This is a genomic window from Nonomuraea sp. NPDC047529, assembly GCF_040642995.1.
Taxonomy (GTDB): domain Bacteria; phylum Actinomycetota; class Actinomycetes; order Streptosporangiales; family Streptosporangiaceae; genus Nonomuraea.
The window spans coordinates 166,737-193,234 of the sequence record NZ_JBEYTJ010000015.1; the positions used below are offsets into that span (position 1 = coordinate 166,737).

At 70.8% G+C, this 26,498-nt stretch carries 26 protein-coding genes and 1 pseudogene; 11 read left to right on the forward strand and 16 right to left on the reverse strand.

From position 1 onward, the window contains the following. Nucleotides 1-99 precede the first annotated feature (99 nt). The 7 genes from ABZ815_RS24465 to ABZ815_RS24495 are packed head-to-tail and all read right to left on the reverse strand — an operon-like array spanning nt 100 to nt 8,969. On the reverse strand, nt 100-291 hold the full coding sequence (locus ABZ815_RS24465; protein ID WP_357701566.1) for a DUF1918 domain-containing protein: 192 nt from the start codon (nt 289-291) through the stop codon (nt 100-102). After that, a complete protein-coding gene (locus ABZ815_RS24470; RefSeq protein WP_357701568.1) occupies nt 288-1,841 on the reverse strand; it encodes an AMP-binding protein in 1,554 nt (517 codons plus the stop codon). The genes ABZ815_RS24465 and ABZ815_RS24470 overlap by 4 nt, the downstream gene beginning before the upstream one ends. After that, nucleotides 1,822-3,894: an acetate--CoA ligase family protein gene (locus ABZ815_RS24475; RefSeq protein WP_357701570.1), complete on the reverse strand. Its 2,073-nt coding sequence runs from the start codon at nt 3,892-3,894 to the stop codon at nt 1,822-1,824. The genes ABZ815_RS24470 and ABZ815_RS24475 overlap by 20 nt, the downstream gene beginning before the upstream one ends. After that, a complete protein-coding gene (locus tag ABZ815_RS24480; RefSeq protein WP_357701572.1) occupies nt 3,891-5,447 on the reverse strand; it encodes an FAD-dependent monooxygenase in 1,557 nt (518 codons plus the stop codon). The genes ABZ815_RS24475 and ABZ815_RS24480 overlap by 4 nt, the downstream gene beginning before the upstream one ends. A 6-nt stretch (nt 5,448-5,453) precedes the next feature. Beyond that, nucleotides 5,454-7,223: an FAD-dependent monooxygenase gene (locus ABZ815_RS24485; protein WP_357701574.1), complete on the reverse strand. Its 1,770-nt coding sequence runs from the start codon at nt 7,221-7,223 to the stop codon at nt 5,454-5,456. Nucleotides 7,224-7,248: 25 nt separating this feature from the next. Then, a complete protein-coding gene (locus ABZ815_RS24490) occupies nt 7,249-8,109 on the reverse strand; it encodes a VOC family protein (RefSeq protein WP_357701576.1) in 861 nt (286 codons plus the stop codon). Between the two features lie 26 nt (nt 8,110-8,135). Then, nucleotides 8,136-8,969, reverse strand: coding sequence for an alpha/beta hydrolase (locus ABZ815_RS24495; RefSeq protein WP_357701578.1), 834 nt, complete (start codon nt 8,967-8,969; stop codon nt 8,136-8,138). A gap of 236 nt (nt 8,970-9,205) precedes the next feature. Between ABZ815_RS24495 and ABZ815_RS24500 the strand changes: the two genes are divergently transcribed. Beyond that, nucleotides 9,206-10,366 (forward strand): helix-turn-helix domain-containing protein, encoded by a 1,161-nt coding sequence (locus ABZ815_RS24500; RefSeq protein ID WP_357701580.1) that lies wholly within the window; start codon nt 9,206-9,208, stop codon nt 10,364-10,366. 53 nt (nt 10,367-10,419) lie between these two features. Here ABZ815_RS24500 and ABZ815_RS24505 read toward each other — a convergent pair whose 3' ends face one another. Next, on the reverse strand, nt 10,420-11,751 hold the full coding sequence (locus ABZ815_RS24505; protein WP_357701582.1) for an MFS transporter: 1,332 nt from the start codon (nt 11,749-11,751) through the stop codon (nt 10,420-10,422). Nucleotides 11,752-12,148: 397 nt separating this feature from the next. Between ABZ815_RS24505 and ABZ815_RS24510 the strand changes: the two genes are divergently transcribed. Next, nucleotides 12,149-13,333 (forward strand): lipase, encoded by a 1,185-nt coding sequence (locus ABZ815_RS24510; protein WP_357701584.1) that lies wholly within the window; start codon nt 12,149-12,151, stop codon nt 13,331-13,333. Nucleotides 13,334-13,461: 128 nt separating this feature from the next. Further along, nucleotides 13,462-13,743, forward strand: coding sequence for a hypothetical protein (locus ABZ815_RS24515; protein ID WP_357701586.1), 282 nt, complete (start codon nt 13,462-13,464; stop codon nt 13,741-13,743). 151 nt (nt 13,744-13,894) lie between these two features. Here ABZ815_RS24515 and ABZ815_RS24520 read toward each other — a convergent pair whose 3' ends face one another. Beyond that, nucleotides 13,895-14,824, reverse strand: coding sequence for a LysR family transcriptional regulator (locus ABZ815_RS24520; RefSeq protein WP_357701588.1), 930 nt, complete (start codon nt 14,822-14,824; stop codon nt 13,895-13,897). A 96-nt stretch (nt 14,825-14,920) separates the two neighbouring features. Between ABZ815_RS24520 and ABZ815_RS24525 the strand changes: the two genes are divergently transcribed. Next, nucleotides 14,921-15,937: a nitrilase family protein gene (locus ABZ815_RS24525; protein WP_357701590.1), complete on the forward strand. Its 1,017-nt coding sequence runs from the start codon at nt 14,921-14,923 to the stop codon at nt 15,935-15,937. 224 nt (nt 15,938-16,161) lie between these two features. On the opposite strand, the gene ABZ815_RS24530 is transcribed toward ABZ815_RS24525, so the two are convergent. Next, on the reverse strand, nt 16,162-17,049 hold the full coding sequence (locus tag ABZ815_RS24530) for an MFS transporter (protein WP_357701592.1): 888 nt from the start codon (nt 17,047-17,049) through the stop codon (nt 16,162-16,164). Between ABZ815_RS24530 and ABZ815_RS24535 the strand changes: the two genes are divergently transcribed. Beyond that, nucleotides 16,979-17,161, forward strand: a complete 183-nt coding sequence (locus ABZ815_RS24535; protein ID WP_357701594.1) for a hypothetical protein — start codon at nt 16,979-16,981, stop codon at nt 17,159-17,161. The two genes, ABZ815_RS24530 and ABZ815_RS24535, sit on opposite strands and share 71 nt — an antisense overlap. A 170-nt stretch (nt 17,162-17,331) precedes the next feature. On the opposite strand, the gene ABZ815_RS24540 is transcribed toward ABZ815_RS24535, so the two are convergent. The 3 genes from ABZ815_RS24540 to ABZ815_RS24550 all read right to left on the reverse strand — a co-directional run bounded on the left by ABZ815_RS24540 (nt 17,332) and on the right by ABZ815_RS24550 (nt 20,289). Continuing rightward, nucleotides 17,332-18,732, reverse strand: coding sequence for an MFS transporter (locus ABZ815_RS24540; protein WP_357701596.1), 1,401 nt, complete (start codon nt 18,730-18,732; stop codon nt 17,332-17,334). A gap of 624 nt (nt 18,733-19,356) precedes the next feature. Further along, a complete protein-coding gene (locus ABZ815_RS24545) occupies nt 19,357-19,557 on the reverse strand; it encodes a hypothetical protein (protein WP_357701598.1) in 201 nt (66 codons plus the stop codon). Nucleotides 19,558-19,677: 120 nt separating this feature from the next. Continuing rightward, on the reverse strand, nt 19,678-20,289 hold the full coding sequence (locus ABZ815_RS24550) for a hypothetical protein (RefSeq protein ID WP_357701600.1): 612 nt from the start codon (nt 20,287-20,289) through the stop codon (nt 19,678-19,680). A gap of 65 nt (nt 20,290-20,354) precedes the next feature. On the opposite strand from ABZ815_RS24550, the gene ABZ815_RS24555 reads away from it, so the two are divergent. After that, entirely contained in the window at nt 20,355-20,597 is a 243-nt protein-coding gene (locus tag ABZ815_RS24555; protein WP_357701602.1) for a hypothetical protein, read from the forward strand. 89 nt (nt 20,598-20,686) lie between these two features. Here ABZ815_RS24555 and ABZ815_RS24560 read toward each other — a convergent pair whose 3' ends face one another. After that, complete coding sequence (locus tag ABZ815_RS24560; RefSeq protein WP_357701604.1) at nt 20,687-21,115, reverse strand: calmodulin-binding protein; 429 nt, start codon at nt 21,113-21,115, stop codon at nt 20,687-20,689. Nucleotides 21,116-21,232: 117 nt separating this feature from the next. Here ABZ815_RS24560 and ABZ815_RS24565 point away from each other — a divergent pair, with 117 nt between their 5' ends. From ABZ815_RS24565 to ABZ815_RS24575, 3 genes are all read left to right on the forward strand, one after another. Further along, nucleotides 21,233-21,493 (forward strand): LysR substrate-binding domain-containing protein, encoded by a 261-nt coding sequence (locus ABZ815_RS24565; protein ID WP_357701606.1) that lies wholly within the window; start codon nt 21,233-21,235, stop codon nt 21,491-21,493. Nucleotides 21,494-21,550: 57 nt separating this feature from the next. Further along, a complete protein-coding gene (locus ABZ815_RS24570) occupies nt 21,551-22,366 on the forward strand; it encodes a GNAT family N-acetyltransferase (RefSeq protein WP_357701608.1) in 816 nt (271 codons plus the stop codon). A gap of 107 nt (nt 22,367-22,473) precedes the next feature. Next, nucleotides 22,474-24,210 carry a long-chain fatty acid--CoA ligase gene (locus tag ABZ815_RS24575; RefSeq protein WP_357701653.1) on the forward strand — a complete coding sequence of 579 codons (1,737 nt, stop codon included), beginning with the start codon at nt 22,474-22,476 and terminating at the stop codon, nt 24,208-24,210. Here the strand turns inward: ABZ815_RS24575 and ABZ815_RS24580 are convergent. Further along, nucleotides 24,109-24,960 (reverse strand): annotated as a pseudogene (locus ABZ815_RS24580) (helix-turn-helix domain-containing protein); the annotation flags it as partial. The gene ABZ815_RS24575 and the pseudogene ABZ815_RS24580 sit on opposite strands and share 102 nt — an antisense overlap. A gap of 246 nt (nt 24,961-25,206) precedes the next feature. Here ABZ815_RS24580 and ABZ815_RS24585 point away from each other — a divergent pair. Then, complete coding sequence (locus tag ABZ815_RS24585) at nt 25,207-25,380, forward strand: DUF6011 domain-containing protein (protein ID WP_357701610.1); 174 nt, start codon at nt 25,207-25,209, stop codon at nt 25,378-25,380. A gap of 220 nt (nt 25,381-25,600) precedes the next feature. Here the strand turns inward: ABZ815_RS24585 and ABZ815_RS24590 are convergent, their stop codons facing one another. Continuing rightward, a complete protein-coding gene (locus tag ABZ815_RS24590; RefSeq protein ID WP_357701612.1) occupies nt 25,601-26,041 on the reverse strand; it encodes a MarR family winged helix-turn-helix transcriptional regulator in 441 nt (146 codons plus the stop codon). 44 nt (nt 26,042-26,085) lie between these two features. Here ABZ815_RS24590 and ABZ815_RS24595 point away from each other — a divergent pair, with 44 nt between their 5' ends. Beyond that, a complete protein-coding gene (locus ABZ815_RS24595) occupies nt 26,086-26,490 on the forward strand; it encodes a hypothetical protein (protein ID WP_357701614.1) in 405 nt (134 codons plus the stop codon). Nucleotides 26,491-26,498: the final 8 nt, after the last annotated feature.

Genomic DNA, 26,498 nt, shown 5'->3' on the forward strand with positions numbered 1-26,498 from the left:
CGCGCCGACGCGCATCCACGGCATGGCTCGCGCATCGCCGGAGCCCGCAGGGCGCCGAAACCCCGCGCACGAGGGTTCAGGCGGCCCGGCGGTGTTCGCTCATCGGACGGCGTGGACGACTCGCGCATCCGGCCCCGGAAAGACGAGGGACTCGTGATCGTCGTCCAGCCACCGAACCAGGTAGGGCGGCGAGCCGTCCGCGTGTGCCACCTCCACGATGAACCCCACGCGGCGGTGCTCGCCGTCGCGCGTGCCCTCCACGATCAGCTGATCACCTTTTGCAGCCTTCATCTCGACTCCCTCACGTCCTGTTCCATGAAGTGACGTCCGGCTGCTCCTACCCCTCCGAACGCGTCTCTCCCATCGCCCTCGCCCTGTGCCGCTTCGCGAGTGCCCGTGCCGCGCTGCTCCGCCCTGAGGCGGACGGCGATGTCGGTCCGGAGGGCCTTCTTGTCGATCTTGCCGACCTTGGTCCAGGCGAGTTCCCCGACGACGACGAGCCGTTCGGGAAGCTTGAAACGGGCGACCTCCGCGCTCTCCATCCGCGCGCGGATCTCCTCCAGCGTGACCGTCGCGCCGTCCCGGGGCACGACGTACACGCACACGCGTTCCCCGAGCAGGGCGTCCGGCATGGCCACGGCGGCGACCTGGCTGACCGAGGGGAGCTGGTACACGAGGTTCTCGACCTCCTCGGCGGAGATCTTCTCCCCACCCCGGTTGATCATGTCCTTGTCGCGGCCGGCCACCACGAGGTTGCCCTCGGGGGTACGCAGGCAGATGTCACCCGTGCGGAACCAGCCGTCGCCGGTGAAGGAGCGGGCGTTGTGCTCCGCGGCCCGGTAGTAGCCGCGAGGGGTGTACGGCCCGCGCGTGAGCAGGAGTCCGGCCTGGCCGTCCGGTACGTCCCGGTCCTGCTCGTCCACGATTCTGATCTCGTCGTCCGGGCACAGAGGACGGCCCTGCGTGGTGCACACCGTCTCCGAGGGGTCGTCCAGGCCGGTGAAGTTCAGCAGGCCCTCCGCCATGCCGAACACCTGCTGCAGCGTCGTCCCGAGCACCGGCTTGACCTTGTACGCCAGCTCGTCCGCCAGGCGGGCGCCGCCCACCTGGACGACCCGCAGGGTGGCGAGCTGCCCGGCGCCGTGCTCGGCGGCCCGTTCCAGCCAGCGACCGGCGACCGCGGGCACCAGCGCGGTGTGCGTGACGCCTTCCGCCGCGATCGTGGCGAAGGCCCGTACCGGCTCGGGCGAGGGCAGCATGACCACCCGCCCACCGGCGAGCAGGACGCCCAGGATCCCCGGGCAGGCGAGCGGGAAGTTGTGCCCGGCGGGCAGGCTGACCAGGTAGACCGACTCCGACGTGATCCCGGCGACCTCGGCGCTGGCCCGGGCGTTGTAGGCGTAGTCGTCGTGGGTGCGGGCGATGAGCTTGGGCAGGCCCGTCGTGCCCCCCGACAGCAGGAAGACGGCCACGTCCCGGGAGGAGGGAGGGGGCGCGTCGAAGCCGGCCCGGCCGGCGGGCGGGCCGCACAGGGCGCGCAGGCACGCCAGGAGGAGGACGACGAACTCCCACGAGTTGCCCAGCTGCATGATGATCCGCTCGCCCGGGGCGAGGCCGAGGTCACGCAGGCGCCCGGCGGCGGCGTCGGCGCGGTCGGCCAGCTCGCCGTACGTGAGGCGGAGGCCCGTCCCGTCGACCAGCGCCGTGGCGTCCGGATCGCGGTCGGCGACCTCTCGAAGCAGGGTGCCGATCGCGGCCCCGGCCCAGTAGCCCCGCTCGGTGAAACGGGCGACGTCGGCGTCCGGCCAGGGCACGGTGTGCTCAGTGATCGGTGTGGGCATCGTCGGCCTTCCTGGTGAGGATGACGGCGTCAAGCGCGATCAGACCTTGTGGCGTGAGCCGCAGCGGATTGACCTCGATCTCGTCCAGGAGCGGATTGGCGGCCAGCAGGTCGCCGAGCCTGGAGACGATCGTGCCGAGGTCGTCAGGGTCGAGGACGGGGCCGCCGTGCCACCCGGCGAGCAGGGCCCGCCCGGCCAGCTCGGACGGCATGCGGGCGGCCTCGCCGGGGGACAGCGGGGCGAGCCTGACGGTGACGTCGGCCAGGGCTTCGGCCACCGTGCCGCCCAGCCCCACGAGCACCAGGGGGCCGAAGACGACGTCGCGCCGCGCGCCGACCACCAGGTCGATCCCGGCCGGCGCCATGGCCTCGACCAGGTAGCGGCGCGCGCCGGCCGCGTCCAGCGCGTCGAGCGCCGCGTCCAGGCCGGCGTGGGTGGACACGCCCAGGTGCACGCCGCCGATCTCCGTCTTGTGCAGGATCTCGGCGTCCAGCAGCTTCACGGCGACCGGCGTCCCGACGGAGTCGAACGCGGCGTGGGCCGCCGCCCGGTCCGCGCAGGCACGGCGTGGCATGGTCGCCACGCCCAGCCGTTCGAGCAGCTCCTTGCCCTCGTGCTCGTCGTACCGGGTGGCCAGGCCGGTCGGCGCCTGCCACGGGTCCGGGACGGCCGGTCGGGGTGTGCGCGCGCGGGCGTCCGCCAGCAGAGCGGCGGTGGCGGCGGCGACGCCGCGGGCGTCGTGGGCCACGGGGACGCCCGACTCGCGCAGGGCCCTGCGGTCGCGGGTGACGTCGTCGCCCGTTCCCGCCAGCCCGAGGACGACGGGGACGCCCGCGGTCCCGCCTTCCGTGACGGCGGCGACGACGTCGACCGCGTCCGGCTCGTGCAGGACGTACCCGGCGATGACGTCGACGCCGGGGTCGGCGCCGGTGGCGGCGAGCACCGCTCCCAGCTCGGGCCCGGGGCGGCCGGTGTCGACCGGGTTGCGCTGGAAGGTCAGCGGCGGCAGCAGCCCGGCCAGGCTCCGGCGGGTGCCGGGAGTGAGCTCGGGCACCCGGATCCCCCGTCCTCGCAGGTCGTCGAGGAGCAGCAGCCCCGGACCCGCCTGGGCGGTGACGACACCGACCCCCGGGTCGGCGCAGGGCCGGGCCCGCGTCACCGCGAGCGCGCCGACGGCGTCGACGAGTTCGCGTTCGTCATCGACGAGGACCGCCCCCGCCTGGGCCAGTGCGGCGCGCGTGGTGCGCCAGGAGGTCGCGAGCGCCCCCGTGTGCGACGCGGCGAAGGCTCCGACATCGTGGCGGCCGACGACCAGGGCGACGACCGGCCGGGTCGGGGTGAGCCGGCGCACGCTCGCGACCAGCCGGGGCCCGTCCGCCACCGACTCCACGTGCAGGGCGACGGCGGTGGTGCGGGGATCGCCGGCGAGGTGGTCGAGGACGTCGGGGGCCGTGACGTCGGCCGCGTTCCCGAGGCCGACGGCGAGGCTGACGCCGTGCCCCGCCTCGGTCAGCGCGAACGCCAGGGCGTGGTTGACGCCGCCGCTGGCGGCCACGACGGCGACGGCGCCGGGCGTCACCCGGTGGGCGCCGGGGACGAAGCTGGCGGTCAGCCGCGCGTGGGGGGCCAGGAAGCCGCTGGTGTTCGGACCGAGGAGCCGAAGGCCGGAGTCCCGGGCGACGGCGGCGAGCCGACGCTGATGCTCGATCCCGGCGCCGCCCGCCTCGGCGAACCCGCCGCCGCACACGACGGCGGCCCGCACGCCCGCGGCGGCCGCCTCGCCGAGCACGTCGGCGCAGGCCGCGGCGGGGACGCAGAGCAGCGCGAGGTCGACGGGCCCCGCGCCGGCCGCGGCGCCGACGGACGGGTGCATGGTGGCGTCGCGCGGGTTCACCAGTGCCAGGAACCCGTCGAAACCGGACAGCGAACGGGCCATGGCGGCGCCGAGCTTGCCCGGGTCGCGGGAGGCGCCGACGACCGCGACGCCGCGCGGGGCGAACAGCGGGCCGAGGTCGTTCGCGCGATCGCCCCGCCCGGTTCCGAGGCCGTTCACGTGAGGACTCCGACCAGGTCCGCGCGGCCGGACAGCACCGTGGTCAGCGCCCGGTCCCGGTCAGATTCCCGTTCGATCAGCAGTACGGGGAGTCCCGCGCGCATCCGTGCCTCCTCGCACAGCCGGGTACGGGTCAGGGCCGTGCCGCCGTGCACGGCGACCAGCGCCGGTCCGGCGGCGATGGAATCGCACAGACCAGGCAGGCCGGCCTCGGTGTCCGGGGCCCTCAGCAGAGCGCCCCACGCGCCGGGCAGCGGAGTCACCGAAAGCGGCAGATCGCTCTCCCCCCGGACGGCGGCCGGGACGCCGTCCGCGGCGGCCACGACGTCGAGCAGCCGGCCGGGCGCCGACCAGCCCGCGGATTCGAAGCGCGTCTCCAGGGGAGCGGCGCCGTGCAGGTCCCGCCACCGGCGGTGGGCCCAGCCGGTGAACTGCGGCGCGCGTCTGGCCAGCCGCGCGTCGGAGATGCTGCGGGACATGAAGTGGTAGGCGAACTGCCACGGCTCAAGGGCGTCGTAGTAGCTGCCGAAGCTCTCCCACCAGGCGAGGCTGGGCCGCGCCGAGTCCTGGATGTGCCGGACCGGTGGCTGGGCCGCCCGCTCGTAGCTCGCGAGGGCCGTACCGAGGTCGCCGGGGTGTCCGGCCAGCGCCCGCGAGAGCGCGACGGCGTCCTCCATGGCCATCTTGGTGCCCGAGCCCACGGAGAAGTGCGCGGTGTGCGCGGCGTCGCCGAGCAGCACGACGGGCCGCGGGGTCAGGGTGTGCCAGTGACGGGTGCGGCGCGTGCGGAAGCCGGCCCAGCGGGAGTTGTTGGTGAGCAGCCGTCCGCCCTCGATCTGCTCGGCGAACAACCTCTCCAGGTACGCCTTGGAGCGCAGGTCGCTCGCCCCGGGCGGCAGGCTCTCGTCGAACGCGTCGAGACCGGCACGCCGCCAGGACGCCTCGTCGGTCTCCACGATGAACGTCGACATGGTGTCGGAGATCGGATACCCGTGCACCGCGAAGACGCCGTCGGGGCCGCGTTCGTGGATGAAGGTGAGCCCGTCGAAGAGGTGGTCGGTGCCGAACCAGATGAACTTGGCCGTGGCGGTCTCCACCTGCGAGCCGAGGCCGGGGCCGAGCTCCTCGCGGATCCGCGAGGAGGACCCGTCGGCGGCCACCACGAGGTCGTAGCCCGCCAGGTCGTCGAGCGTCACCTCGGTGGAGAACCGCAGGTCCGCCCCGACCGAGCGGGCCCGTTCCTGCAGCAGCAGGAGCAGCGTGCGCCGGACGACCGCGGCCATGCCGTTGCCGCCGCACCTGATCCGCTCGCCCTTCAGCCGCACCTCGATGTCGTCCCAGTGCCTGCCGTGCTCGGTCAGGGCCGCGCGCAGCACGGGGTCGGCCTCGTGGATCGCCTCCAGGGTCCGGTCGGAGAAGACGACCCCGAAGCCGAAGGTGTCGTCGGCGCGGTTGCGCTCGAAGACGGTTACCGCGGACGACGGGTCCGCCTGCCGGATCAGCGCGGCGAAGAACAGCCCGCCGGGCCCGCCGCCGACCACCGCGATGCGCATGGCCCCCTACTCCTTGGTCGTCAGGCCGAGGATCCGGCCGAGCGCGGCGCTCAGCGCCGCCTCCGGATCGTCCGCCGCGGTGGCGGACCGCCAGGCGACCATGTGGTCGGGACGGACCAGGAGAGCCCCGTCCTCCGCGACCTCGGAAAGGGCGCGGTAGTCGCCGTAGCTGTCCTCGAAGTCGCAGCCGCGGCCGATCGAATGGACGCGGACGGGCACGCCGAGGCGCTCGGCGACGCGTCCGGCCGCCTCCCGCCAGGCCGCGCCGCCGACGCCGGTGAGCAGGGTGAACCGGCCCCGGCCGCACAGGTCGAAGGTGGAGACGCGCTGCTGGTCCTTGGTCAGCCACACGTGCGGCAGGTGGCGTCCCGGACGGGTGGAGGCGAAGTGGTAGATCTCCTCGTCCCGCGGCGCGGGCTGCTCGGGTGTGCCGTCGGGGACGATCGCGCCGGACGTGTAGTGCTGGTTGGTCTCGACGCCGTGCGTGTTGAAGCACATGATCGTGGCCCGCAGCGCGGCGTCGAACTCCTGCCGCCGCTGGGCGCCCTCGGCCGTCGGCCGCAGCAGGGCGTCGAGGGCGTCCCGCAGTTCCCGCGCGCCCGAGGCGGGCGGCAGGCGCAGCGCCATGAAGATCGGCGGCATCAGCCCGTCGCTGCGCTTGGCGCGCTGGACGATCTGCTTGGCGACCGGCAGCCGCTCGTCCCGGTAACTGTCGAGCAGCGACGGCCCGGCTTCGCCGCGCAACACCATCGCGAGCTTCCAGCACAGGTTGTAGCTGTCCTGGATGGAGGTGTTCGACCCCAGGCCGTTCATCGGCGAGTGCCGGTGCACGGCGTCGCCGACGCAGATGACCCGGCCCGCCATGTTGTCGGTGGCGTAGACGTCGTTGACCGCCCAGATGGAGATCGACTCGACCTTCACCGGCACCTGGTCGTCCCCGATCAGCTGGTGCGCGATGCGGACGCCGTCCTCCTCGGTGAGCGAGGGACGCCCGGCGTCGACGTCGTATCCCCACACACCGACCCATTTGGTCCACGGGCGCACCATGCGCAGCACGCCGATGCCGTTGCCGTCGTGACCGACGCCCGGCTGAACGAACCAGTACATGTCACCCGGGCGGTGTTCGACGAAGCGGGTCAGGTCCGCCTCGAACACCACGTTGATCGAGCCGCCCAGCCCCATCCTGCCGACCAGCGGCAGGCCCGCCTGCGCGGCGACGGTCGAGTTGCCGCCGTCCGCGCCGATCAGGTACTTGCTGCGGATGCCGTACTCCTGGCCGGTCAGCCTGTCCCTGACCAGGGCGGTCACGCCGTCGTCGTCCTGCGTGAACGTCAGCAGCTCGGTGTTGAAACGCACGGACGACCCGCGCGAGGCGGCGGCGTTGACCAGGATCGGCTCCAGCACGTGCTGCGGCAGGTCGCACACGGAGGTCGGGCTGGCCAGGTCGTGTTCGGCCTTGAAGTGCGGATGGGTGTACCAGGTGCGCAGGCGGCCGAGCTCCTGCCCGGCGAGGCTGGTGGCGTACACGTGCTCGCCCATCAGGTGCTGCGGGGTCGCGTTCTTCGTCACCTCGCCTTCCAGCCCGAGGTCGCGCAGCACCTCGACGCCGCGCTGGTTGGTGATGTGCGCGCGAGGCGTGTTCGAGACGCCGGCGTACTTGTTGAGCACCACGTTGGCGATGCCGTACGTCGACAGCAGCGCCGCGGCCGTCGCGCCCGCCGGGCCGGCCCCGACGATCAGCACGTCCGTCTCCACGACGGGGGTGAGGGTTTCCATGTCAATGGCTCCTAGAAGGGTGACGTCAGTGCCGGTGGCCCCAGAGGTCGGGGCCGGGGATCTCGGTGACCTCCCAGGTCGCGTCGTCGATGAGGACGCCGCCGCTGCCGAACTCGGTGTGCACCCCGACGGGGGACTGCGCGTAGAAGGAGAACATCTGGTCGTTGCTGTGCCGGCCGAGCGTCATGGTGACCGGGACGTCGCGGTCGAGCACGAGGTCGTAGGTCCGGCCGACCTGGTCCATGTCGGGGACCTCCAGCATGAAGTGGTGCAGGAACGGCTGGTGGATGCCGAAGAACGGGCCGTCCACGAAGGCGATGCTGTGGTGACGCGGGTTCGTGTGCAGGAACGTGGCCTGGAACGGCACGCGCATCGTGTCGCTGATCTTGAAGCCGAGGACGTCGGTGTAGAACCGCTGCTGGGCCGCCACGTCCGGGCTGGCGAGCACGACATGGCCGAGGCCGAGGTCACCCGTGACGAACCGTTCGATGTCCCGCGCCGAGGTGAACTGCCCCTCGCCCGGCGAGGCCCCGTGGAACAGCTCGACCCGGTTGCCCGCGGGGTCGAGGAAGTGCGCCATGCCGGCCACACGGCGGATCTCCAGCTCGCGCTGCGTCGCCTGGTGGGCCACGACGCCGTGGTCGCTCAGCTCGTCGAGCGCGGCGCTCAGCGCGTCGGCGTCGGCGATCTCCCAGCCGTAGTACGCGCCGCCGTCCTGCTCTCCCGCCTCGACGGTGACGCGGTGGTGCACGTCGTCGATGCGGAAGTGGGTGGCGCCGTCCTCTCCCGCGACGCGCTGCATGCCGAGGATGTCCGTGGCGTACGTGGTGAAGGCGTCCGGCTCGCGCGCGGACAGGCCGAGGTAGCCGAGCTGCTTGATGTCCATGCCTGTTGTCTCCTGGTCGTACGAGGTCAGAACGCGTCGGTGAGGAAGCCGCGCAGCAGCGCCGCGTACTGGGCGGCGCGCTCGATCTGCACCCAGTGGCCGCAGTGCGGGAAGATGTGCAGTTGCGCGTTGGGCAGGTGCTGCTGCAGGAAGACACTGGAGTCGGGGGTGACGAAACGGTCCTCGCGGCCGTGCACGATGAGGAACGGGTGGGGCATCCGGCGCAGCGCCGACGGCGGCACGGCCATCTCGGCGGGCGAGGAGGAGAAGAAGCGCTCGAAGGAACGCCGCACCTCGGGCCGCATGACCTCCTTGTAGCGCGTCTCGGTGATCTCCGAGATCGACGTGCCCAGCGCGTCCTCGTCATAGACGAACCACTTGGTGAGGTTCTCCAGCGCGCTGATCGTCGGGTCCTTGTAGAAGGACACCATCCGCATGACCTCGGGCGTCGGCTGCGAGTGCCCGCCCGCGCTGCCCATCAGGGAAACGCGGGCGAAGCGCTCCGGCGCCGTCATCACCAGGTGCATGGCGAGCGCGCCGCCCATCGAGTTGCCGACCAGGTGCGCCCGCTCGATCCCGCGGACGTCCATCAGAGCGAGCACCTGCTCGACCCGCATGCGCATCCATCCGGTCAGGCTGCCCGGCATGTCCTCGGGATGGTCGGTGCGGCCGTAGCCGACGAGGTCGGGAGCCAGCACGTGATAGTCGTCGCTCAGGGCGGGGATGAAGCCGCTCCAGTTCGACACCGCGTTGGCGCCGGGGCCGCCGCCGTGCAGCAGAATTACGGTCTCGTGGGCCTCGTCGCCGCTTTCCAGGAAGAAAGTGGAATAGCCATGGGTTTCGACGGTGCGCTCGGTCACTAGAATGGGCTCCTTCCCGTCATGCACGGGCATTGCTCAGGATGCGCAGTGATCGGGTGAACGGCCGGGATCAGGCCCGCCAGGCGACGGCGGGCTTGGCCTTTTCACCTCTCGCATTGCTAACTTGTGCGCTGTCGCACCACCGTAGACAGACACCCTGTTGAAGCGCTTCGTACGATCTGTCGCTATTTGTTGGTGCCGATCCGACGTTGTGTCGCAGGAGAGGAGCAACCCCGGTGAGCCTTGATGACGCCGTCCAAGATCTGGCCGATCGCCTCGGCGTGGCGCTGGTGGTGCTCGACCACGACCTGAAGATCGCGGCGTTCAGCGTCCACGACACCGACGCCCGGCTCGCCCGGCTCGCGCGGTTGCTCGCGGGCTCGACGGCGCCGGTGACGAAGTCGCTGGTCAAGGAGTATCGGCTGCACCACGCCAAGCACGGCGTGCGGGTGACCCAGGACGACGGGGAGCTGGTCGTCCTGCCGTTGCGTCACGAGCAGCAACTGCTCGGCTACGTCTACTACGTCGAGGACCGGGAAACGCCGTGCGCCGACGACCTCGAAATCCTGGAATCCGCCGCGCCGGAAATGGGCGCGCTGCTCTCGTTGCGGATCTCCGAGCGCAGGCACGGCAAGGAGAATTCGAAGCACCTTCTCGCGGCATTGCTCGGAGGATCGCCGGAGGCCCGCTCGAAGGCAGCCGAAACCCTCGTCCGGGACGATCTCATCGACGATGTCGAGAATTACTCGGTTCTCGTTCTCCAGGCTCCGGAATCGTCCTCGAAGTCGGTGACGCGACTTGCCGTCGAGGCGACCCTTGAATTCACCACGAGATCGACGACCGTGAAGATCGTCGGTGCCGTTCTCGGGGCCGAGGGAATCGTTCTCTTTCCGCGTCCGGTCAATCACGACAGGCTTGAACGCGCACTCGCCGGTCCCGATCTGGAAGAGGTCGTGGCGGGCGTGGGCGGCGTGAAGCCGTCCTTGACGGAGGCGGTGCACTCCTACCACGAGGCCCAGCTCGCCTCCCGCGCCTCCCGGCTGGATCGGCACCGTTACGGCAAGCGGGTCTTCTGGGAGGACCTCGGCATCGACCGACTGTTCCTGCAACTGCCGCTCGACCGGCTGACGCCGAGCCAGCTCCCCACCGGAGTGCGACGCCTGCTGAACGCGCCGCACGGCGTCGAACTCGCGACGACCCTGGAGGGCTACCTCGACAGCGGTGGCGAGATCCAGGGCACGGCACGACGTCTGCGCATCCACCGCAGCACGCTCTACTACCGGCTCGACCGCATCCGCGAGGTCATCGACTGCGACATCACGGACGGGTCGGTCCGCCTGGAACTGCACGCCGGCCTCCGCATCGCCCGCCTCGCCGGCCTATGGCCACACAAGTGAGCTTCCGGCGCCCACCACGTCGACCGCAGGCCGGGCCGGGGGCGAGCGGGCGCTCAGTCCGTCGCTGTCCCGGCGCCCGCGGGGAGCGAGGAAGCGTGCGCGTGCACCCACCAGGCGAGCGGGAGTGCGATCAGCACCACCGCCTGGATCGCGAGCAACGCCGGAACGATGCCCCAGCGGTCTGCCACCAGGCCGGCTCCCAGGGCGACGAGCGCGTAGAGCACGCTGCCGAGCAGCGACGCGAGCGAACCCATCGTCGCGCGTTCCCGGTCGGTGAACTCGCGCTGCAGCAACGTCTGCTGGGCGATCGTCGACATGCCGTAGGCCGGGGACCCGAGCAGCAGAGGCGAGAACACCGTCGGCTTGACCAGCGCCAGGAAGTTCGCCACGTTGTCGAACAGCTCACCGAACAGCAGAGTGCGGGCCGCGCCCACCCGGCCGATCATCCAGCCACTGACGCGGAAGCCGATGAAGGCCACGCCATGGCCGAAGGTGCGCCACAGGCCCAGCGCCCAGAGCGGCCACAGCCCCGTCACGAACACGGGCGACAACTGGGCCGCGCTCTCGCTGCTGTAACGAAGCGCCGACACCAGCGTCATCCGGCGGAGCACCGGATTACGTCGGATGCCGCGCAGAGCCGATCCGAGATGCGCCGGCACGCTCGACTCCCGCGGGCTGTGCACCCGCGGTTCCCGGACCCGCAGGGCGACGAGCACGCACAGCACCTGCGGCACGACCGACAAGACGACCACCACCCGCGGCGACCAGGTGCCGGCGACCACGCCGCCCAGGGCTGCCGCCAGTGCGAGCGCGATCTGGAACATCGAGTTCACCCGGCCCGAGTGCCGGGGGAACTCCTCCTCCCGGCCGGCTTCGAGCAACGTGTCGTAGAGCAGGGACTCGTTGTTGCCGCTCCACAGCGAGGTCGCCAACCCCTCCAGCACCACGGCCGCAAGGAGGAGGCCGTAGCCGGAAGCGCCGGCGTAACCGAGATGGGCGGCCGTCATGACGACGGCGCCGGCGATCATCGTGCCGCGTCGGCCGAGGCGGTCGGAGAGCACCCCGGTAGGCACTTCGAACGCCGCCGAAGACAGCATCTTCACCGCCAGGAGGCTGGCGGCGGCGGCGTACGAGCCGGTGACCTGCGCGAAGTAGATGACCATGATCGGCCCGTACAGGCGGAAGTCGCCGAGGAAGTTGAACCAGCTCAGCAGGCGGACATTCCGGCTGACAGTCTGGTCAGCGGGGCTCGGAGCCGACGTCGACGGTTGAGGTTTCCTGCCGAGCAGGCGTTCGACCAGGACACGAACATGGAGCAGTGAAGAATGACGAGCGGACACAGCAAAACTCCCGGAAGGGCGAACGGAGACGCCGAACAGCGCCAAGGGTCGGTGACACGTGTCACTTCGCCCCGGTGACCGGGATGTGTGCTGACTTCGCTGCTACACGCGCGGCGTCACAAGGCCGCGACTGCGGTCACCAAGGGGCGAACGGAAGCTCCGGTCATCGTCGTGGACATCAGGCTCCTCAGTTCCCCAGGCGGACGGGATTCCGCATCGGCTCCGACCCTAGCGGCCGAAGGACCTACATGTCCGCTGAATTACGGTCACACGGCGGCCTCGCGCGGTGCATATCGATCTAGCAGGGAGTGCCGCCCGTTTCAACCTCAAACGGGCCCTGATCTCCCCTCCGAGCGGACGGGTGCTTCCGCCGTTCGCAGGAAGGCCGAACTCATCTCCGGTGGGGAGTTTCCGGACAGCGAGCCACCCTAGCGTGGCCGTCATGAACTACGCATTGCTCAGACGGGGCGTGGCCGCCGCGGTCGCGGTCGGACTTCTGGTCACCGGGCCCGCCGTACAGGCCGCGTCGAAGCCCGTCACTGTGGCCCTGCCCAAGCCGACAGGTCCGCGCGAGATCGGCACCGTCGCGCTGCACCTGCGCGACAGCTCCAGGGCCGACCCGTGGATCAAGACGCACGACCGGCGTGAGCTGATGGTCAGCCTGTGGTACCCCACCCGTCGTCCGGACGGCCACCCCGCCGCGCCCTGGCTGCCGCCTCGCGCCGCCGAGGCCTTCTACCGCACCAACGGCCTCTCGCCCGCGGCTGTCAGCCTGCCCTTGACCCATGGCCGAGAAGGGGCCCCGGTGGCGGGTCGAGAGCTGCCCGTCGTGCTGTTCTCACCCGGCAACGGCGCCGACCGTTCCATGAACACCGCCACGGTCGAAGAACTGGCCAGCCGGGGCTACATGGTGGTCACGATCGATCATCCAGGCGATGCGGGAGAGGTGGAGTTCCCCGACGGCACGGTCACCGGCCGGGTCCTGAAGCCGGTCCCGGTGAGCCGGCTGGAGGAGAAGGCCGAAGAGGTCAAGGTACGGGTGGCTGACACGCGCTTCGTGCTGGACCAGCTCAAGGAACTGAACAAGGGGCAGAACCCCGATGCCGAAGGCCGGAAGCTGCCGAAGGGGCTGCGTGGCGCGTTCGACCTGAGCAGGGTCGGCATGTTCGGCCATTCCGCGGGAGGAGCGACGGCCGCCGCGACGATGCTGGAGGATCGGCGGGTCAAGGCGGTGCTGAACCTGGACGGACCCGCACTCGGCAAGGTGGCCGCCAAGGGATTGACCAGGCCGTACATGCTGATGGAGGCCGAGATCTTCGACAAGCCCATCCGCGGGCAGAAGGCCTTCTGGTCCCGGCTGAAGGGCTGGCGGCTGCACGTGAAGACCAAGGGCGCCAAGCACAATTCCTACACCGACCTGCCGCTGGTGTACGAGCAGGCGGCGCCGGTGATCGGCCTGTCGAAGGAGCAGTTGCAGGCGGTGAACGGGACACTGTCGGCGGCGCGTTCCGTGGCCGTCACCCGCGCCTACACCACGGCCTTCTTCGACCTGCATCTACGGCGCAAGGGCAACCTGCTCGACAAGCGTTCCTCGCGGTTTCCCGAGGTGCGGGTGATCGCCCGTTAGGGCTCACACGACCATCTGGATGGATCACCCCGGGGGCGGTGGGTCATCAGGCGCTGGGCCAGCACTTTCGCATCTGCGGGCGATATGGAAGGATCCTTCTCCGCATCGATCATGCCGAAGGATCACGTATGTCCATCAAGGCGATCGTGTTCATTGCCTTCCTCTTTGTTGGTGCCGGTGTGCTTGCTGGGGTGATGCCCCTTACCGAAGGTGGCTCGGAGTGTGGTTCGGCCTTCATCTCGCCGTCCGATTCCGCCGGTCAGGACCATGTGAACGCGTGCGAGGACGTTCGCAATCTCGTTCAGATCCCGACCACGATTCTGCTGGCCGTCGGCGGTGTGTTGCTCCTCGCGGCCTTCTTCGTGGATGTGGGTCTGACGATGGAGAGACATCGAAGAGAAGAGCAGTGAGGCCGGCCTGGAGATCCGTACGGGCTCCGGCCGGAGAACCCCAGCGCAAGCTCTCGACGACCGCCTGCCATCGCTCCCGATCTCCCCAAACCAGGAGGTGATGGCCCCTGTGCCCACTCGTGAGGCGAGGCGGCGGATACGGGACGCCGCCTCAGCCGAAGTCGTCCGATGGTGACGTCGCACCGTATGTCGTCCGGCCGGACAACGCGGGAGTGTCTCGAAGAACGGCGAGGAAGTTGGCCGTCATGGGCTGAACGCGATCACGGTTCCACACCACGGCGATCTGCCACTCCGCCACCGGATGAAGGACCGGGGTGACGGTGACCGGCGGGGGCGCGATGCGGCCGGCGCGGGCCGGGACGAACGCCGCGCCCACCCCGGCTGCCACGAGCGCCAGCACGGTCTGCAGGTCGTCTGCCTCCTGGACGACGTCGGGACGAACCGTGAGGGCCCCGCACAGCCGTTCGATCTGCCCGACCAGGCCCGGCCCTCTGTCCTTCCTCAGTTGCACGAACCGGTGACGAGCGACCCAGCGCGGCAGGTCTGACGCGTCCTGCGGCGGCGAAGTGTGCTCGCCGGTCGAGGCGAGGGCGAGGCGATCGGTGTCCAGCACCATGTGGGCCCAGGCGTCCCCCTCGGGAAGCCGGACGAAGCCCACATCGAGTTCCCCGGTCGCGAGCCGGTCGAACTGCTCCTGGGAGGACATGTCGTCCAGGGTGACGTGCGCGTCGGGATGGCGCCGACGGAAGGCGGCCACGGCGCGCGGGGCCAGATCGATGCTCGACAGCCCGAAGCCGACCGACAGGCGCCCGATCTCCCCGGCGGCCGCCCTGGTGATGCGCAGAGCCAGGGCATCGGCGCGCCGCACCAGATCCTGCGCCTCGGGCAGCAGGATCGCCCCCAGGTCGGTGAGCGTGGCACCGTGCCGCCCGCGGTGGAACAGCCGGCCTCCCACCCGTGCCTCCAGGGACTGGATCTGCTTGGTCAGCGTCGGCTGCGTCACCAGCAGCTTCTGCGCGGCCGAACCGTACCTGCCCAGCTCGGCCACCGTCAGGAAGGCGCGAAGCAGCATCAATTCCATTCCTGGAGTCTATAGAAAGCCATATGGAATTCATTGGACGCATGGAAGACGCGTATGGTCACCTGCTGTCGAAACGGCGACGTGGAGGAGTCAGCAGTGGAACAAGGTGACGTGGCGGTGCGCGGCGCGACCGTTCAGTTCGAGCCCCGGCCCGACGACAAGAGCTACAACCTGGCCAGGATCGAGCATTACGTGCGCGAGGCGACCGCCGCGGAAGTGCGGATCCTCGCCTTCCCGGAGATGTGCCTGCTGGGGTACTGGCACCTGCGCCGACACCCCGTCGACCGGCTCCGCGAGCTGGCCGAGCCGCTGGCCGGGCCGTCGATCTCGGTCGTCCGGCAGCTGGCGGCCGATCACGGCATGGCCATCGGGGCCGGCTTCCTGGAGATCGACGAGCAGGGTCGCCTGTTCAACAGCTACGCCGTGTGCATGCCGGACGGGAACGTCCACTGCCACCGCAAACTGCACGCCTTCGAACACGAGGCGATCAGCAGTGGCGATTCCTACACCGTCTTCGACACCCCCTGGGGCGTACGCGTGGGCGTGCTCATCTGCTGGGACAACAACCTGGTCGAGAACGTCCGGGCAAGTGCGCTGCTGGGTGCGTCGATCCTGCTGGCCCCCCACCAGACCGGCGGCACCGACTCACGCAGCCCCCACGGGATGCGGCCGATCCCCGCGCAGCTCTGGCACGATCGCCGCCGCGCCCCGGAGGCGATCGAGGCCGAGCTGCGCGGCCCCAGCGGACGCGGGTGGCTGATGCGCTGGCTGCCCGCCCGCGCCCATGACAACGGCCTGTTCATCCTGTTCAGCAACGGCATCGGCCAGGACGACGACGAGATCCGCACAGGCAATGCGATGGTCATCGACCCCTACGGCCGCATCCTCGGCGAGACCTGGAAGGCGGGGGACGACATGGTGATCGCCGACCTCGACCTCTCCCTGCTGCCGCTGTCGACGGGCCGGCGATGGCTCCAGGGACGACGCCCGGAACTCTACGACATCCTCACCCGCCGGTTCGGAGACGAACGCGAGCCTCGTGCCGCGCGATTCGCCACCGATTCGGTGCCACTCCACCGCGCCCCCACCGACCACGACGGGCCGGCCACCTGAGCCACCAGCGGGGCGACACCCGGTCATCGGCCGCGTTCGTCCTGGCGGTGGCGCTCCGGCAGCTCACAGGCGGCACGTAGAGAGGGGCGGAGGTGCCGTGTGCGGACATGGCCACGTTCGGTGATCGCAGCTCGCTCATTTCGCCATGGTCGAGCCGCTGCTCGCCGCCACCACCCCGGAGGGTTCACCCGGGTCACGCAACAAGCCCACCGCGACAAGGGCGGTCAGCCAGAGCAACGCCGCGGCACCGGAGCGACGCCGCCACGGCGGACCGGCACCCCCAATGCCCTGCCAGCCAGGGCGCCCCTGCCGCACCCACCGCGTTCGCCGCGGCCGGCGGAGCGAGCGCCAGCCCCGCTTGGAGGGGAGTGAACCCATCCAGGAGCAGCGCCACGCCTGTGCCCCCTGCCAGCGCCGTCCCGGCGGACGGGTGGTCGCCCACCTGCTTCCCGGCGTAGACCGCCAGCCCGAGGCCGGCGATGGACAGCGCCGCGTCCGCCGGATTCCACCGGCGTGGCGCGGGGTCCCTGGACTCGGGGATCAGCCGGGCGCCGGCGATCAGCGCGAAGGCCACGAGGGGCACGTTGACCAGGAAGACCGCGCCCCACCACCAGCGCGCCGCCGAGAACCGGCCCGACGGTGGCGCCCGCGCTGTGCGCCGCGGCGGCGGAGGCGACGCCGAACACGGCGAACCCGGCCGGCACCATCTGTTTCCTGCCGAGCCGGTCGCCCAGCGTTCCGCAGGTCACCAGGAGCGCCGCCACCGTGAGCGAGTAGACGTCGACGATCCACGACACCTCGGTCGCGCCGGGCATCAGCTCTTCGGTCAGGCTCGGCAGGGCGACGTTCAGCACGGTCAGATCGATGCCGACCAGGAACAGGCTCGCGCACACCGCGAGAACCGCCCACCCCTCCGAGGCATGCACCACGTCGCACGACGCCTGGCGTGGGCGCTGCCTGGCGGACATCATGACTTCTGTCATCTCCCGCTCGTGATTGCGGCATCTGCCCCGAACGCCGCACCTCCGACAGGATCGAACCATGACGAAGAACGCGAAGAACACCACCCCGAACTGGATCGTCGGCCTGGCCGCGGGCGTCGCGCTGGGCATGGGCCTCGGCGTGACCCTCCACAACCTCCTCCTCGGGCTCGCGATGTCGGTCTGCCTCGGCGCGGCCCTGGCCTACGCGCTCCCCGCGAAGCGCACGCAGGACCAGCAGTAGGCGATCCCGCGCACCGGGAAGGCCGTCTCGGCCAGGTGACGCCACGAGCGACGGGCCCCGCGACCACGCGAGGGCCCTTCCGCTTTCTCCGGAGCCGTTCCCGTCTCCCGAACATCGCCGAGGCCCGCGGCCGGTCGTCGCGGTCGTCAGCGACCAGCACCTGAACGAGCTCACCCGCGCGCCGCTGCCCTCGGCCTGGGGACGCCGTCCGGAACGGCCCGCGGCGTCCGGCCCGCGCTCAGCCACAGGACGGTGAACACGGCGCAGGCCAGCATCACGGCACCCGCCACGAGGAAGGCGCTGTTGAGGCCGGATTCGAAGGAGGCTCCGCCGGACTCCCGCGTGTGAACGATAGCCCCGAGCACCGCCACGCCGAGCACCGCGCCGATCTGCCGGGTGGTGCTGCTGACGCCCGAGGCCAGGCCGCCCTCCTGCGGGCTGACCGCCTGGATGGCGGCCCCGGTCAGCGGCGACATGGTGAGAGCGAACCCGATGCCGACGACCGCCAGCCGCCACCACACGTTCCCGTAGCCGGTGTCGGCGTGCACGAAGCCCAGCGCCAGCAGCCCCAGCCCGGCCAGCGCCAGGCCGAGGCCGGCGACGACGCGGAAGCCGTACCTGGCCGCGAACCGGCCCGCGTACGGGCTGACGATCACCATGGCCAGCGAGAAGGGAAGCGTCCGCAGCCCGGCGACCAGGATCGAAGTGCCCTGGACGTAGACGAAGAACTGGGAGAAGAAGAACGACGACCCCATCAGCGCGAACCCGACCACGACCATCGCCGTGTTGGACACCGTGAACAGCCGCTGACGGAACAGCCGCAGCGGCAGCATCGGCGTCGACACACGACCCTCGACCACGACGAACGCGACCAGCAGCACCAGCCCGGCGGCGAAGCTGCCCAGGATCACCGGCGAGGTCCAGCCTCGGGAACCGCCCTCGATCAGGCCGTAGGTCACAACGCCCACGCCCGCGACGGACAGAACCGTGCCGGGGACGTCGATCGGCGGCGCGCTCGCGTTGCGGGATTCCCCCAGCACGCGCAGCCCGGCCAGCAGCAGGACCGCCCCGATGGGCAGGTTGACCAGGAAGATGGCGGGCCAGCCGAAGGACTCCACCAGGATCCCGCCCGCCAGCGGTCCGGCGGCCAGGCCGATGCCGCTGAACCCGGCCCACAACCCGATCGCTCTGACGCGCTCCCCCGGGGCGGGATACGCGGCGGTGAGCAGCGCCAGCGAGGCGGGGCTCAGCGCCGCGGCCCCGACGCCCTGCAGCACCCGCCCGGCGATCAGCCAGCCGATCGAGGGCGCCAGCGAACACACCACCGACGCGGCCGTGAACACCACCACCCCGGCCAGGAACACCCGCCTGCGGCCGAACCGGTCGGCGAAGACGCCGCCCGACAGCAGCAGCATGGCCACCAGCAGCACGTAGGCGTCGACGATCCACTGCAGGCCGGTCAGCCCGGTGTGGAGCCGCTGCTGCATGTCGGGCAGGGCGGCGCCGACGATCGTGTTGTCGAGCAGCACCATGAACTGACCTGCGCAGGTCAGGGTCAGCAACGCTTTCACGCAAATCCTTCCTCAGAGCAGTTGATTCTCGCGCTGTGAACGCGGTCAAGGGTGTGCGGAATCTTCTCCAAGCTCGGCCATCGGTTCGCGCCCGATTTGCCGGCCTGGACGCCCCGCGATCAAAAAGTCGATTCCATGAATGTGCACCCTAATGGCACGCCGCAAGCGCTCAAAAAACCGAAAAAACTGCCTCTGGGATATCTTTTCCCAGGTCAGATGGGGTGTCGGCGGTGAAGCCACAGAATGGCGTTCCGCACAATGAGATAGATGTCTCTCTGCTCATCGGTGCGTAGCCATATCGAGCGAGATTTGTCCAGTAGTGAAATCTGCGGGCTTAGAAACGGGCCATTAAGAGGAGAGGCCGCCTTTTGGGCCCTCCCTGGTGGCCGAACGGCGCATCAAGACCCGCCGCCAGGTCGGCCGCGACGCCGTCGCCGCCATGGCCGCGATGGTGCCGAGAGCACCCTGCCGTCTCTAAGGCGATCATCGGCTGGGCTGCCAACTTCGGGGCAGCGGTTGATCGGCCGTTCCGCCTCCAGTTCCGTCCACGGAAATGTGGCCGTCCTCCGGCGCGCCGGAGGACGGCTGCGGCGGCCGTGCCGGATCCAGTACCGGCGAGATGCGTTAGGAGGTCAGCCGTTCCACGCTGAGGGTGAAGGCGGGGTGGGCGGCCGGCGCCACGTTCGGCCACGGCATCGCGACCAGCGGCAGCCCCAGGCCGATCGCTTCGTTCAGCAGCCCGAATGCCGACGTGTCGGAGATCCCGCCCGCCCATTTGTTGATCGTCGCCGGGACCACCGCCATCGCGTCGGCCGGTGGCAGCACGTCCGCTCCTCCGGCCGTTTGCAGTCCTGCGGACCGGATGGCCCGTCAACCGTGGTGCTGGGCGGCGGTCAGTGCCGATGCGTCCGGCCTGCAACCGACCCCGGACGCCCCCTGGCGGACCTAGCCGAAGACCACCTCCTTGTAGTTGCCCACCTTGCGCTTGGTGTACAGGTAGGTGCCGCCGGCGGGTACGTTGCGCTCCTCGACGACCCCGGACGTGTTGAGCTCGGCCAGCGCCTGCAGCTGCTTGGAGGTGTCGCCGCTCTGGGTGCCGAACCCGATGGGCAGGAACGGGTGGCGCCAGCCCTGCTGGGAGGCGGCGTCGGTCACGGTCTCGCCTTCGCGCTGCGCGGGCCGGAAGCTGTAGGGGATCTCGTAGTGGTCGAGGACCACCTTGCAGAAGTCGCAGACGGGCGCGCAGCACTTCAGGTACTTGATGGACGACAACTTCTTCTCGCCCACCGCGGCCAGGATGCACATCTCGGCGTGGTTGCTGACGTTGTCGCAGAACGGGCCGGCGATGCACACCAGCCGGTCGGTGTTGAGGCGCCGGGACTCGATCTCGCTGACGATGGCGTCCGGGCCCTCGCCGGTGACGCCGCCGAGGCCGTTGGACTTGGTGAACCAAAGGTTGTCGTCGACGATGGCGAGCGTGTAGTTGGTGGTCTTGCCGAACTTCTTGCCGGCGATCCACTCGACCAGGGAGTCGATGTCGGACTTCTGCAGTGTCATGGGGCCCCTCCTCCTCGTGACTGTCCACTCGGGTCGGAGGGCGTACGGGCGCGGAAAATACCCCGGTGAGCGATCCCCACCCGCACCCCGCCTCCGAGGACTTCTCCCGCGTGCCGGCTCAGGTGCCCGGGGCTTTCGTGTTCCTGGGCACGCGTCCGGCGCGCCTGAGCCGCGACGAGGCGGAGGAGAACCACTCGCCACGCGCCGAGTTCGACGACGTGGTGCTGAACGATGGCGCGCGGCTCCTGGCCGAACTCGCGGTACGGCGACTGAACGCGTACGCGATGAATGCGGCGATGCATTTGTAGGCGACGCATGTCGCGGGGTCGGCTCCGGTGCATGCGGGCGGCCCCCGGAGTGGTTCTCCAGGGGCCGCGAGGGCAGGCGGCGCCAGGGGCTACGGCGTGATTTCGCGCACGAGCCTGGTGGTCCAGCCGCACCAGACGAGGCCGGGCAGGAACGCCCCGCCGGCCTCGTCCAGGTGATCCTCGACGTAGGGGATCGTCGCGTCGCAGACCTCGATGATCTGGTCGAAGAAGTCGATGGTGTCGGCGTTCAGGTGGTAGCTCCAGCGCGGGTTGAAGTCGGTCTGGCGCTTGAGGATGCGTCCGACGACGTGCGGCCGGTCCATGGTCTCGCCGTTCACCAGGTCGCGAGCGTGTTGGATCTTCGCGGGGTCGGTGAGCTTGACGATGAACTCCTCGCGGGTGATGTCGGTCATCACGAAGTAGGCCGCGTCCGCCGCCTGGGCGGGGGCGGGGGCGGTGACGCCGAGGGCCGCGACGGCGACGAGCGCCGTGAGGGTCTTGGTCAGGATGCTGCGCATGGGGATCCCTTCACCAGGTGTGACTGCATTGCGTAGCGGAATGGCAACGCCAAGTAATCACACGGCTTGCCGCCCAGCACCTGACGCCACCGTGACAACGCAGTCACCCCGGCCGACATGAGCGCCCCCGTTCAGCCTCGGCGCACCGGTCCGTCAGTGACGGACTGGCAGGTGGTGCTCTCGCTGGTCGCGGCGGGCAAGGGCGTCTCGCCGGCCGGCGTCTGGGCGGCCGAGTACCACGTCCGGCCCGGCCTGGTCTTCGTGCCGTTCCACGACGCACCGCCGATCGAGTCGGGGCTGGTGTGGCCCACCGCCAGGCAGACTCCCCTGGGCGAGGCGTTCGCCCAGGCGGTCGCGGCGATCGAGGTCAATGCCTGACGTCGTCGGGGACGTCCGGGGCCGGGCCGCAGTGGCCGACGGAGTAGGTTCTCTCCCGTGACTGACATTCGACTTCTCGCTCCAGCGGAACTGCCCCTGTGCCGGCGGCTCGAAAGTGATCGCGAGTGGTCCACCGACGAGGCCAAATGGCGGCTGATGTTCGAGGTGGGCGAGGTGTACGCCATCGACGCGGCCGACGGCGACGGCCTGGCCGGGTGCGTGGTGGTGACCCGCCACGGCGACGCGCTGGCCGACGTCGGCATGATGCTGGTCGCCGCCAGGTACGGCAGGCAGGGGCTCGGCACGCGGCTGATGGAGCACGCCCTGGAAGTCGCCGGGGACCGCGTCGTGGAGCTGACCGCGACCCGGTTCGGGCGCCCCGTTTACGAGCGGCTGGGCTTCGGGCCCACCGGCAGCCTGACGATCACGATGGGCCCGATGGAGGGGGCGTCGTCGTCCGGGGTTCGCGTGGCGACACCGGAGGACCACGCCGCGCTCCTCGCCCTGGACGCCGAGGTCACCGGCGCCGACCGGAGCAAGGCGCTGACCGCGCTGCTGGCCACGGCCGAGCGCACGGTCGTCACCGACGGCGGCTTCGCCGTGGCCTGGAACGCCGGCCCTCACCGCGTCATCGGCCCCGTCGTCTCACCCTCGGAGGAGGCGGCCCGCGAGCTGATCCTGGCCGCCGCCCACGGCTCCGACCGCGACGTGCGGATCGACCTGCTGGACGCCTACCCGGGCCTGCGCCCGTGGCTCACCAAGCTGGGGCCCACGGAGGGACCCGCGGCCCTGCCGACGATGGTCCACGGCGCCCGCCGCCACCCGGGCGACCGTGGGCGATACGTCGCGCCCATCCTCATCTCGATGGGCTGACCGGCCGCCGCCCGGAGCGGGGGAGGAGTCGGCACGTTCGTACAAGTGCCGCCGTGATCCACCGGAGCATCCTGGGGACGGACGACCGTTCCCAGGAGAGGGTCACGATGCTCAATCTGTCGATCGTTCTGGAAGACAGCGCCCGCAACGCGCCGGACCGTACCGCCCTGGTCCTCGGTGACCTGCGCCTGTCGTACGCCGTGGTGGACTCCGTCGCGAACCAGGTGGCCAACCTGCTGGTGACGCGGGGGATCGGCAGGGGCGACAAGGTGGCGCTGCTCTGCCCGAACCTCCCCTACTTCCCGTTCGTCTACTTCGGCATTCTCAAGGCCGGGGCGACCGTGGTCCCGCTCAGCGTGCTGCTGCAGCCGCGCGAGATCATCTACCACCTGACCGACAGCGACGCCAAGGCGCTCTTCTGCTTCGAGGGCACCGATGAGCTGCCGACGGGGGCGCGCGGGCGGGAGGGGTTCGACGGCACGCAGGGCTGTGAGCACTTCTTCGTCCTGCCCGCCACGCCGCTGGCCGCCGAGTCGGAGCACGGCGAGTCGTTCTGGGCGGCGCTGGACGGCATGCCCGGGAAGTTCGAGACGGTTCGAACCGGGCCGGAGGACGTCGCGGCCGTCCTCTACACCTCCGGCACCACCGGCCGGCCCAAGGGCGCCGAGCTCACCCACGCGAACCTGCTGATCAACGCCGTCGTCAGCGACCAGATGTTCCCCGCCGATCCCGAGGGTGACGTCTCGCTCGCCGTACTGCCGCTCTTCCACTCCTTCGGCCAGACCTCCGTCATGAACGTGAGCCTGCGCCGCCGCGCCACCCTGGTGCTCCTGCCACGCTTCGAGCCCGGCCAGGCCCTGGAGCTCATGCGCCGGGAGAAGGTGACCATGTTCGCCGGGGTGCCCACCATGTACTGGGCGATGTTGTCGAAGATCCACGCGGAGGGGGCCGAGGTGCCCCCGACGCTGCGGGTGGCGGTGTCGGGGGCGGCCGCCTGCCCGGTCGAGGTGCTCAAGGATTTCGAGGCCACGTTCGGCATCCCGATCCTGGAGGGTTACGGCCTGTCGGAGACGTCGCCCGCGGCCTGCTTCAACCAGCTCAGCCGGCCCACCAAGCCCGGCACCATCGGCTTCCCCCTCTGGGGGGTGGAGATGCGGCTGGTGGACGGCGACTGGAACACCGTCCAGGGCGAGGGGCCCGGCGAGATCGCCATCCGCGGTCACAACGTCATGAAGGGCTACCACGGGCGACCCGAGGAGACCGCAGAGGTCCTGCGGGACGGCTGGTTCCGCACCGGCGACATCGCCACCCGCGACCAGGACGGCTACTACGCCGTCGTCGACCGCACCAAGGACCTGATCATTCGGGGTGGGTTCAACGTCTACCCGCGCGAGCTGGAGGAGGTGCTGATGACGCACCCGGCGGTCTCGCTGGTGGCGGTGGTCGGCGTGCCGCACGGCTCGTACGGGGAGGAGGTCAAGGCGTACGTCGTCCCGTCGGCCGGTGCGACGGCGAGTGAGGACGAGCTCGTCGCCTGGTGCCGGGAGAACATGGCGGCCTACAAGTACCCGCGGACCATCGAGTTCCGTGAGAGCCTGCCGATGACCGCGACCGGCAAGATCCTCAAGCGCGAGTTGCGCCAGGCGCTCGCCCGGGGGTCAGGGCAGCCAGTCGATCGCGGCGGCGAGCTCGGAGGGCACGCTGCCGAAGGTGCGCCGGAAGGCCCGGGTGAAGTGCGGGCCGTCGGCGAACCCGGCCGCGTGCGCGGCCGCCGTCAACGTCTCCCCGGCGGCCACCCGGTCGATGGCCCGCCGCAGGCGCAGCCACCGCACGTACGGCCGTAGCGGGAGCCCCACGTGCGCGCTGAACAGGTGCGCGAGCCGGCTCGGCGACAGGTGGACCGCGTCCGCGACCGCCCGCAGCCTTACCGGTCCTCCTGCCAGGAGCGCGGGGATGACGGCGATCGCCGCCTCCACCGCCGGGTGCGGCGGGACGCCGCCGGGGCCGCCGGGGCCGACGAGGCCGCCGGAGCCGCTCCACGCCTCGACGGCGCGCAGCGCGCCGGCTGCCTCGGCCGAGCGCGCGTGACCGACCGGCGGCTCGGTGAACATGAGCGGCCGTGTTCCCACACGGCTCGCCGGCTGCGAGCTCACGGGCTCGATCGGCGGAAGGCCGTGTCCGGCCCGGGTGGCGGACGGTGACCAGGACGAAGCCCCCGGCCCGGCGCCGGCGCGCGCGAGCAGGGACCTGCCCGGCGAACTGCGCGGATCCAGGTGGGCGAGCAGGGCGTCGCGCGCCCCGGTCAGCACCGTGTGGCCGGTGTCGGGCGGGACGACGGCGACGCGCGTGGTCAGCTGTTCGCCGTGGGCGTCGGCCAAGGTGAACGGCTCGGCGGCGATGATGAGCTGGACCGCGTGGTGCGCGTGCAGGTCGTTGCCGCCGATATCGCCGCCGTACAGCATGAGGCCGGGCCGCAGGAGACACCAGCCGCGCCAGGCACGCGACATCACTCCGCCCTCCTTCTCAGGGGGTGGGCCCGCTGCGCCCGGCCGGTCCCCGAAGCCGGCCGGCGTCCACCCGGCCTGCTCCATCATCTCCCTGACGGGCTCCGCAGCCGGCTTGATGTCATGGATCAGGCCCCATCAGCCAAGGTGTCTCCCCCCGGTCGGCCTCCGCCTCCGGGACCGCCGGCGGTGCGAGAGCGCGCCGGTCACGGCCTCGGCCGGCTCTACGCGCGGCTTCGTACTGCGGCAATCCGCTACATTCTCCGCAGCAGGGTCCTGTCCCAAGCGCGATGGCCAACGTCGGGAGAATCTGTGCTGACGTCTGCGGCGGAACACGTGTCCCTATCCATCCTCGACTTCGACGAGCCCGCCGCTCGGGACCACGTCACCAAGTGCGCGGCCTGCAAGCACTCCCTGCGCGCCGCAGAGTCCCGTGCTCTCGGCGTGGGCCCCGACTGCGCGTCCAAGCTCCTGGTTCAAGCAGGCAGCTCCGGACGGACGGCTCTTTGAGCGACCACCAATGTGAGCGCCCCGCCGGCGCACACGCCGGCGGGCAGCCGTGGCGGTGCCTCGAATGCGGGCTGTCGTGGGAGCCGCTCCCCTTGTCGCCGGTCAGCCGCCCCCGGCGAAGGCTCGCCGTCACCAAGAACGGCGTCATCATCGCTGGTCTGGTGGTTGTGGGCGCGCTCGGCCCATGGAGGTCGCGCCGAGAGGTGATCGTCAGTGACCGTCACTGCCCCACGAGGCCGGTCGCAGCGGCGATCCGCCCCAGGATCTGGCGTAGGGCCGCCACCTCGGCGGGGTCGATGGCGCTCAGCAGGTCCTCGTCGTTCTGCCGCGCCAGCGAGAGCGTCTGGTGCCGCAGGTCCTGGCCGGTCGGTGTCAGCTCGATGAGCTGACGCCGACGGTCTGCGGTGTCCCGTACTCGTCGTACGGCGCCGAGCTTCTCAAGTTCGTCGAGCATGTCGACGACCACACTGGCGGTCACCCCGACGGCCTTGGCCAGCTCCAGTTGCGCCCGGGGCCCGCCCGCCAGGAGTTCGAGGACGGCACAGTGCCGCGGACGCAGGCCGAGCGGGGCCAGGCGATCCGCGAACTGCCCGTTCGCCTGCTGGCCCAGCTTGCCCAGCAAGAACCCCACCGTGTCGGTCAACGACCCTTCCGCTGTCACAGCATCAATGCTAGCGTGCCCATATGATTCGGCAACCGAATGATATGGCTACCTCACTAAATGCGCGTCGATTCGGCGCGCTCGTCGCCGTCCTCAACGTGATCGCCTCCGGCTACTTCGCGGTCACCAGCCTGGTGGACCCGGGCGCGCTGGTGCCCGGAGGCGATCAGGCCGCCCCCAGGACCTATGCCGCCTACATGGTGGTCCGCAGCGTGGTGCTGCTCGGCGGAATGGCCTGGTTGCTGGCCCTGCGCGCATGGCGTGCCCTTGCCCTGCTGCTCGCGTTCAACGGCGCGGTCCAGCTCGGCGACACGGCGATCGGCGCGGCTCACCACCAGGTCCCTCAGACGATCGGCCCCCTGGTGTTCGCCGTCGCCCTGCTGATGGCCGCTTGGCTGCTCACCGGCCGCAATCCGGCCCGGGGACGAGTTCAACCGGCCTCACAGTGAGACCGGCC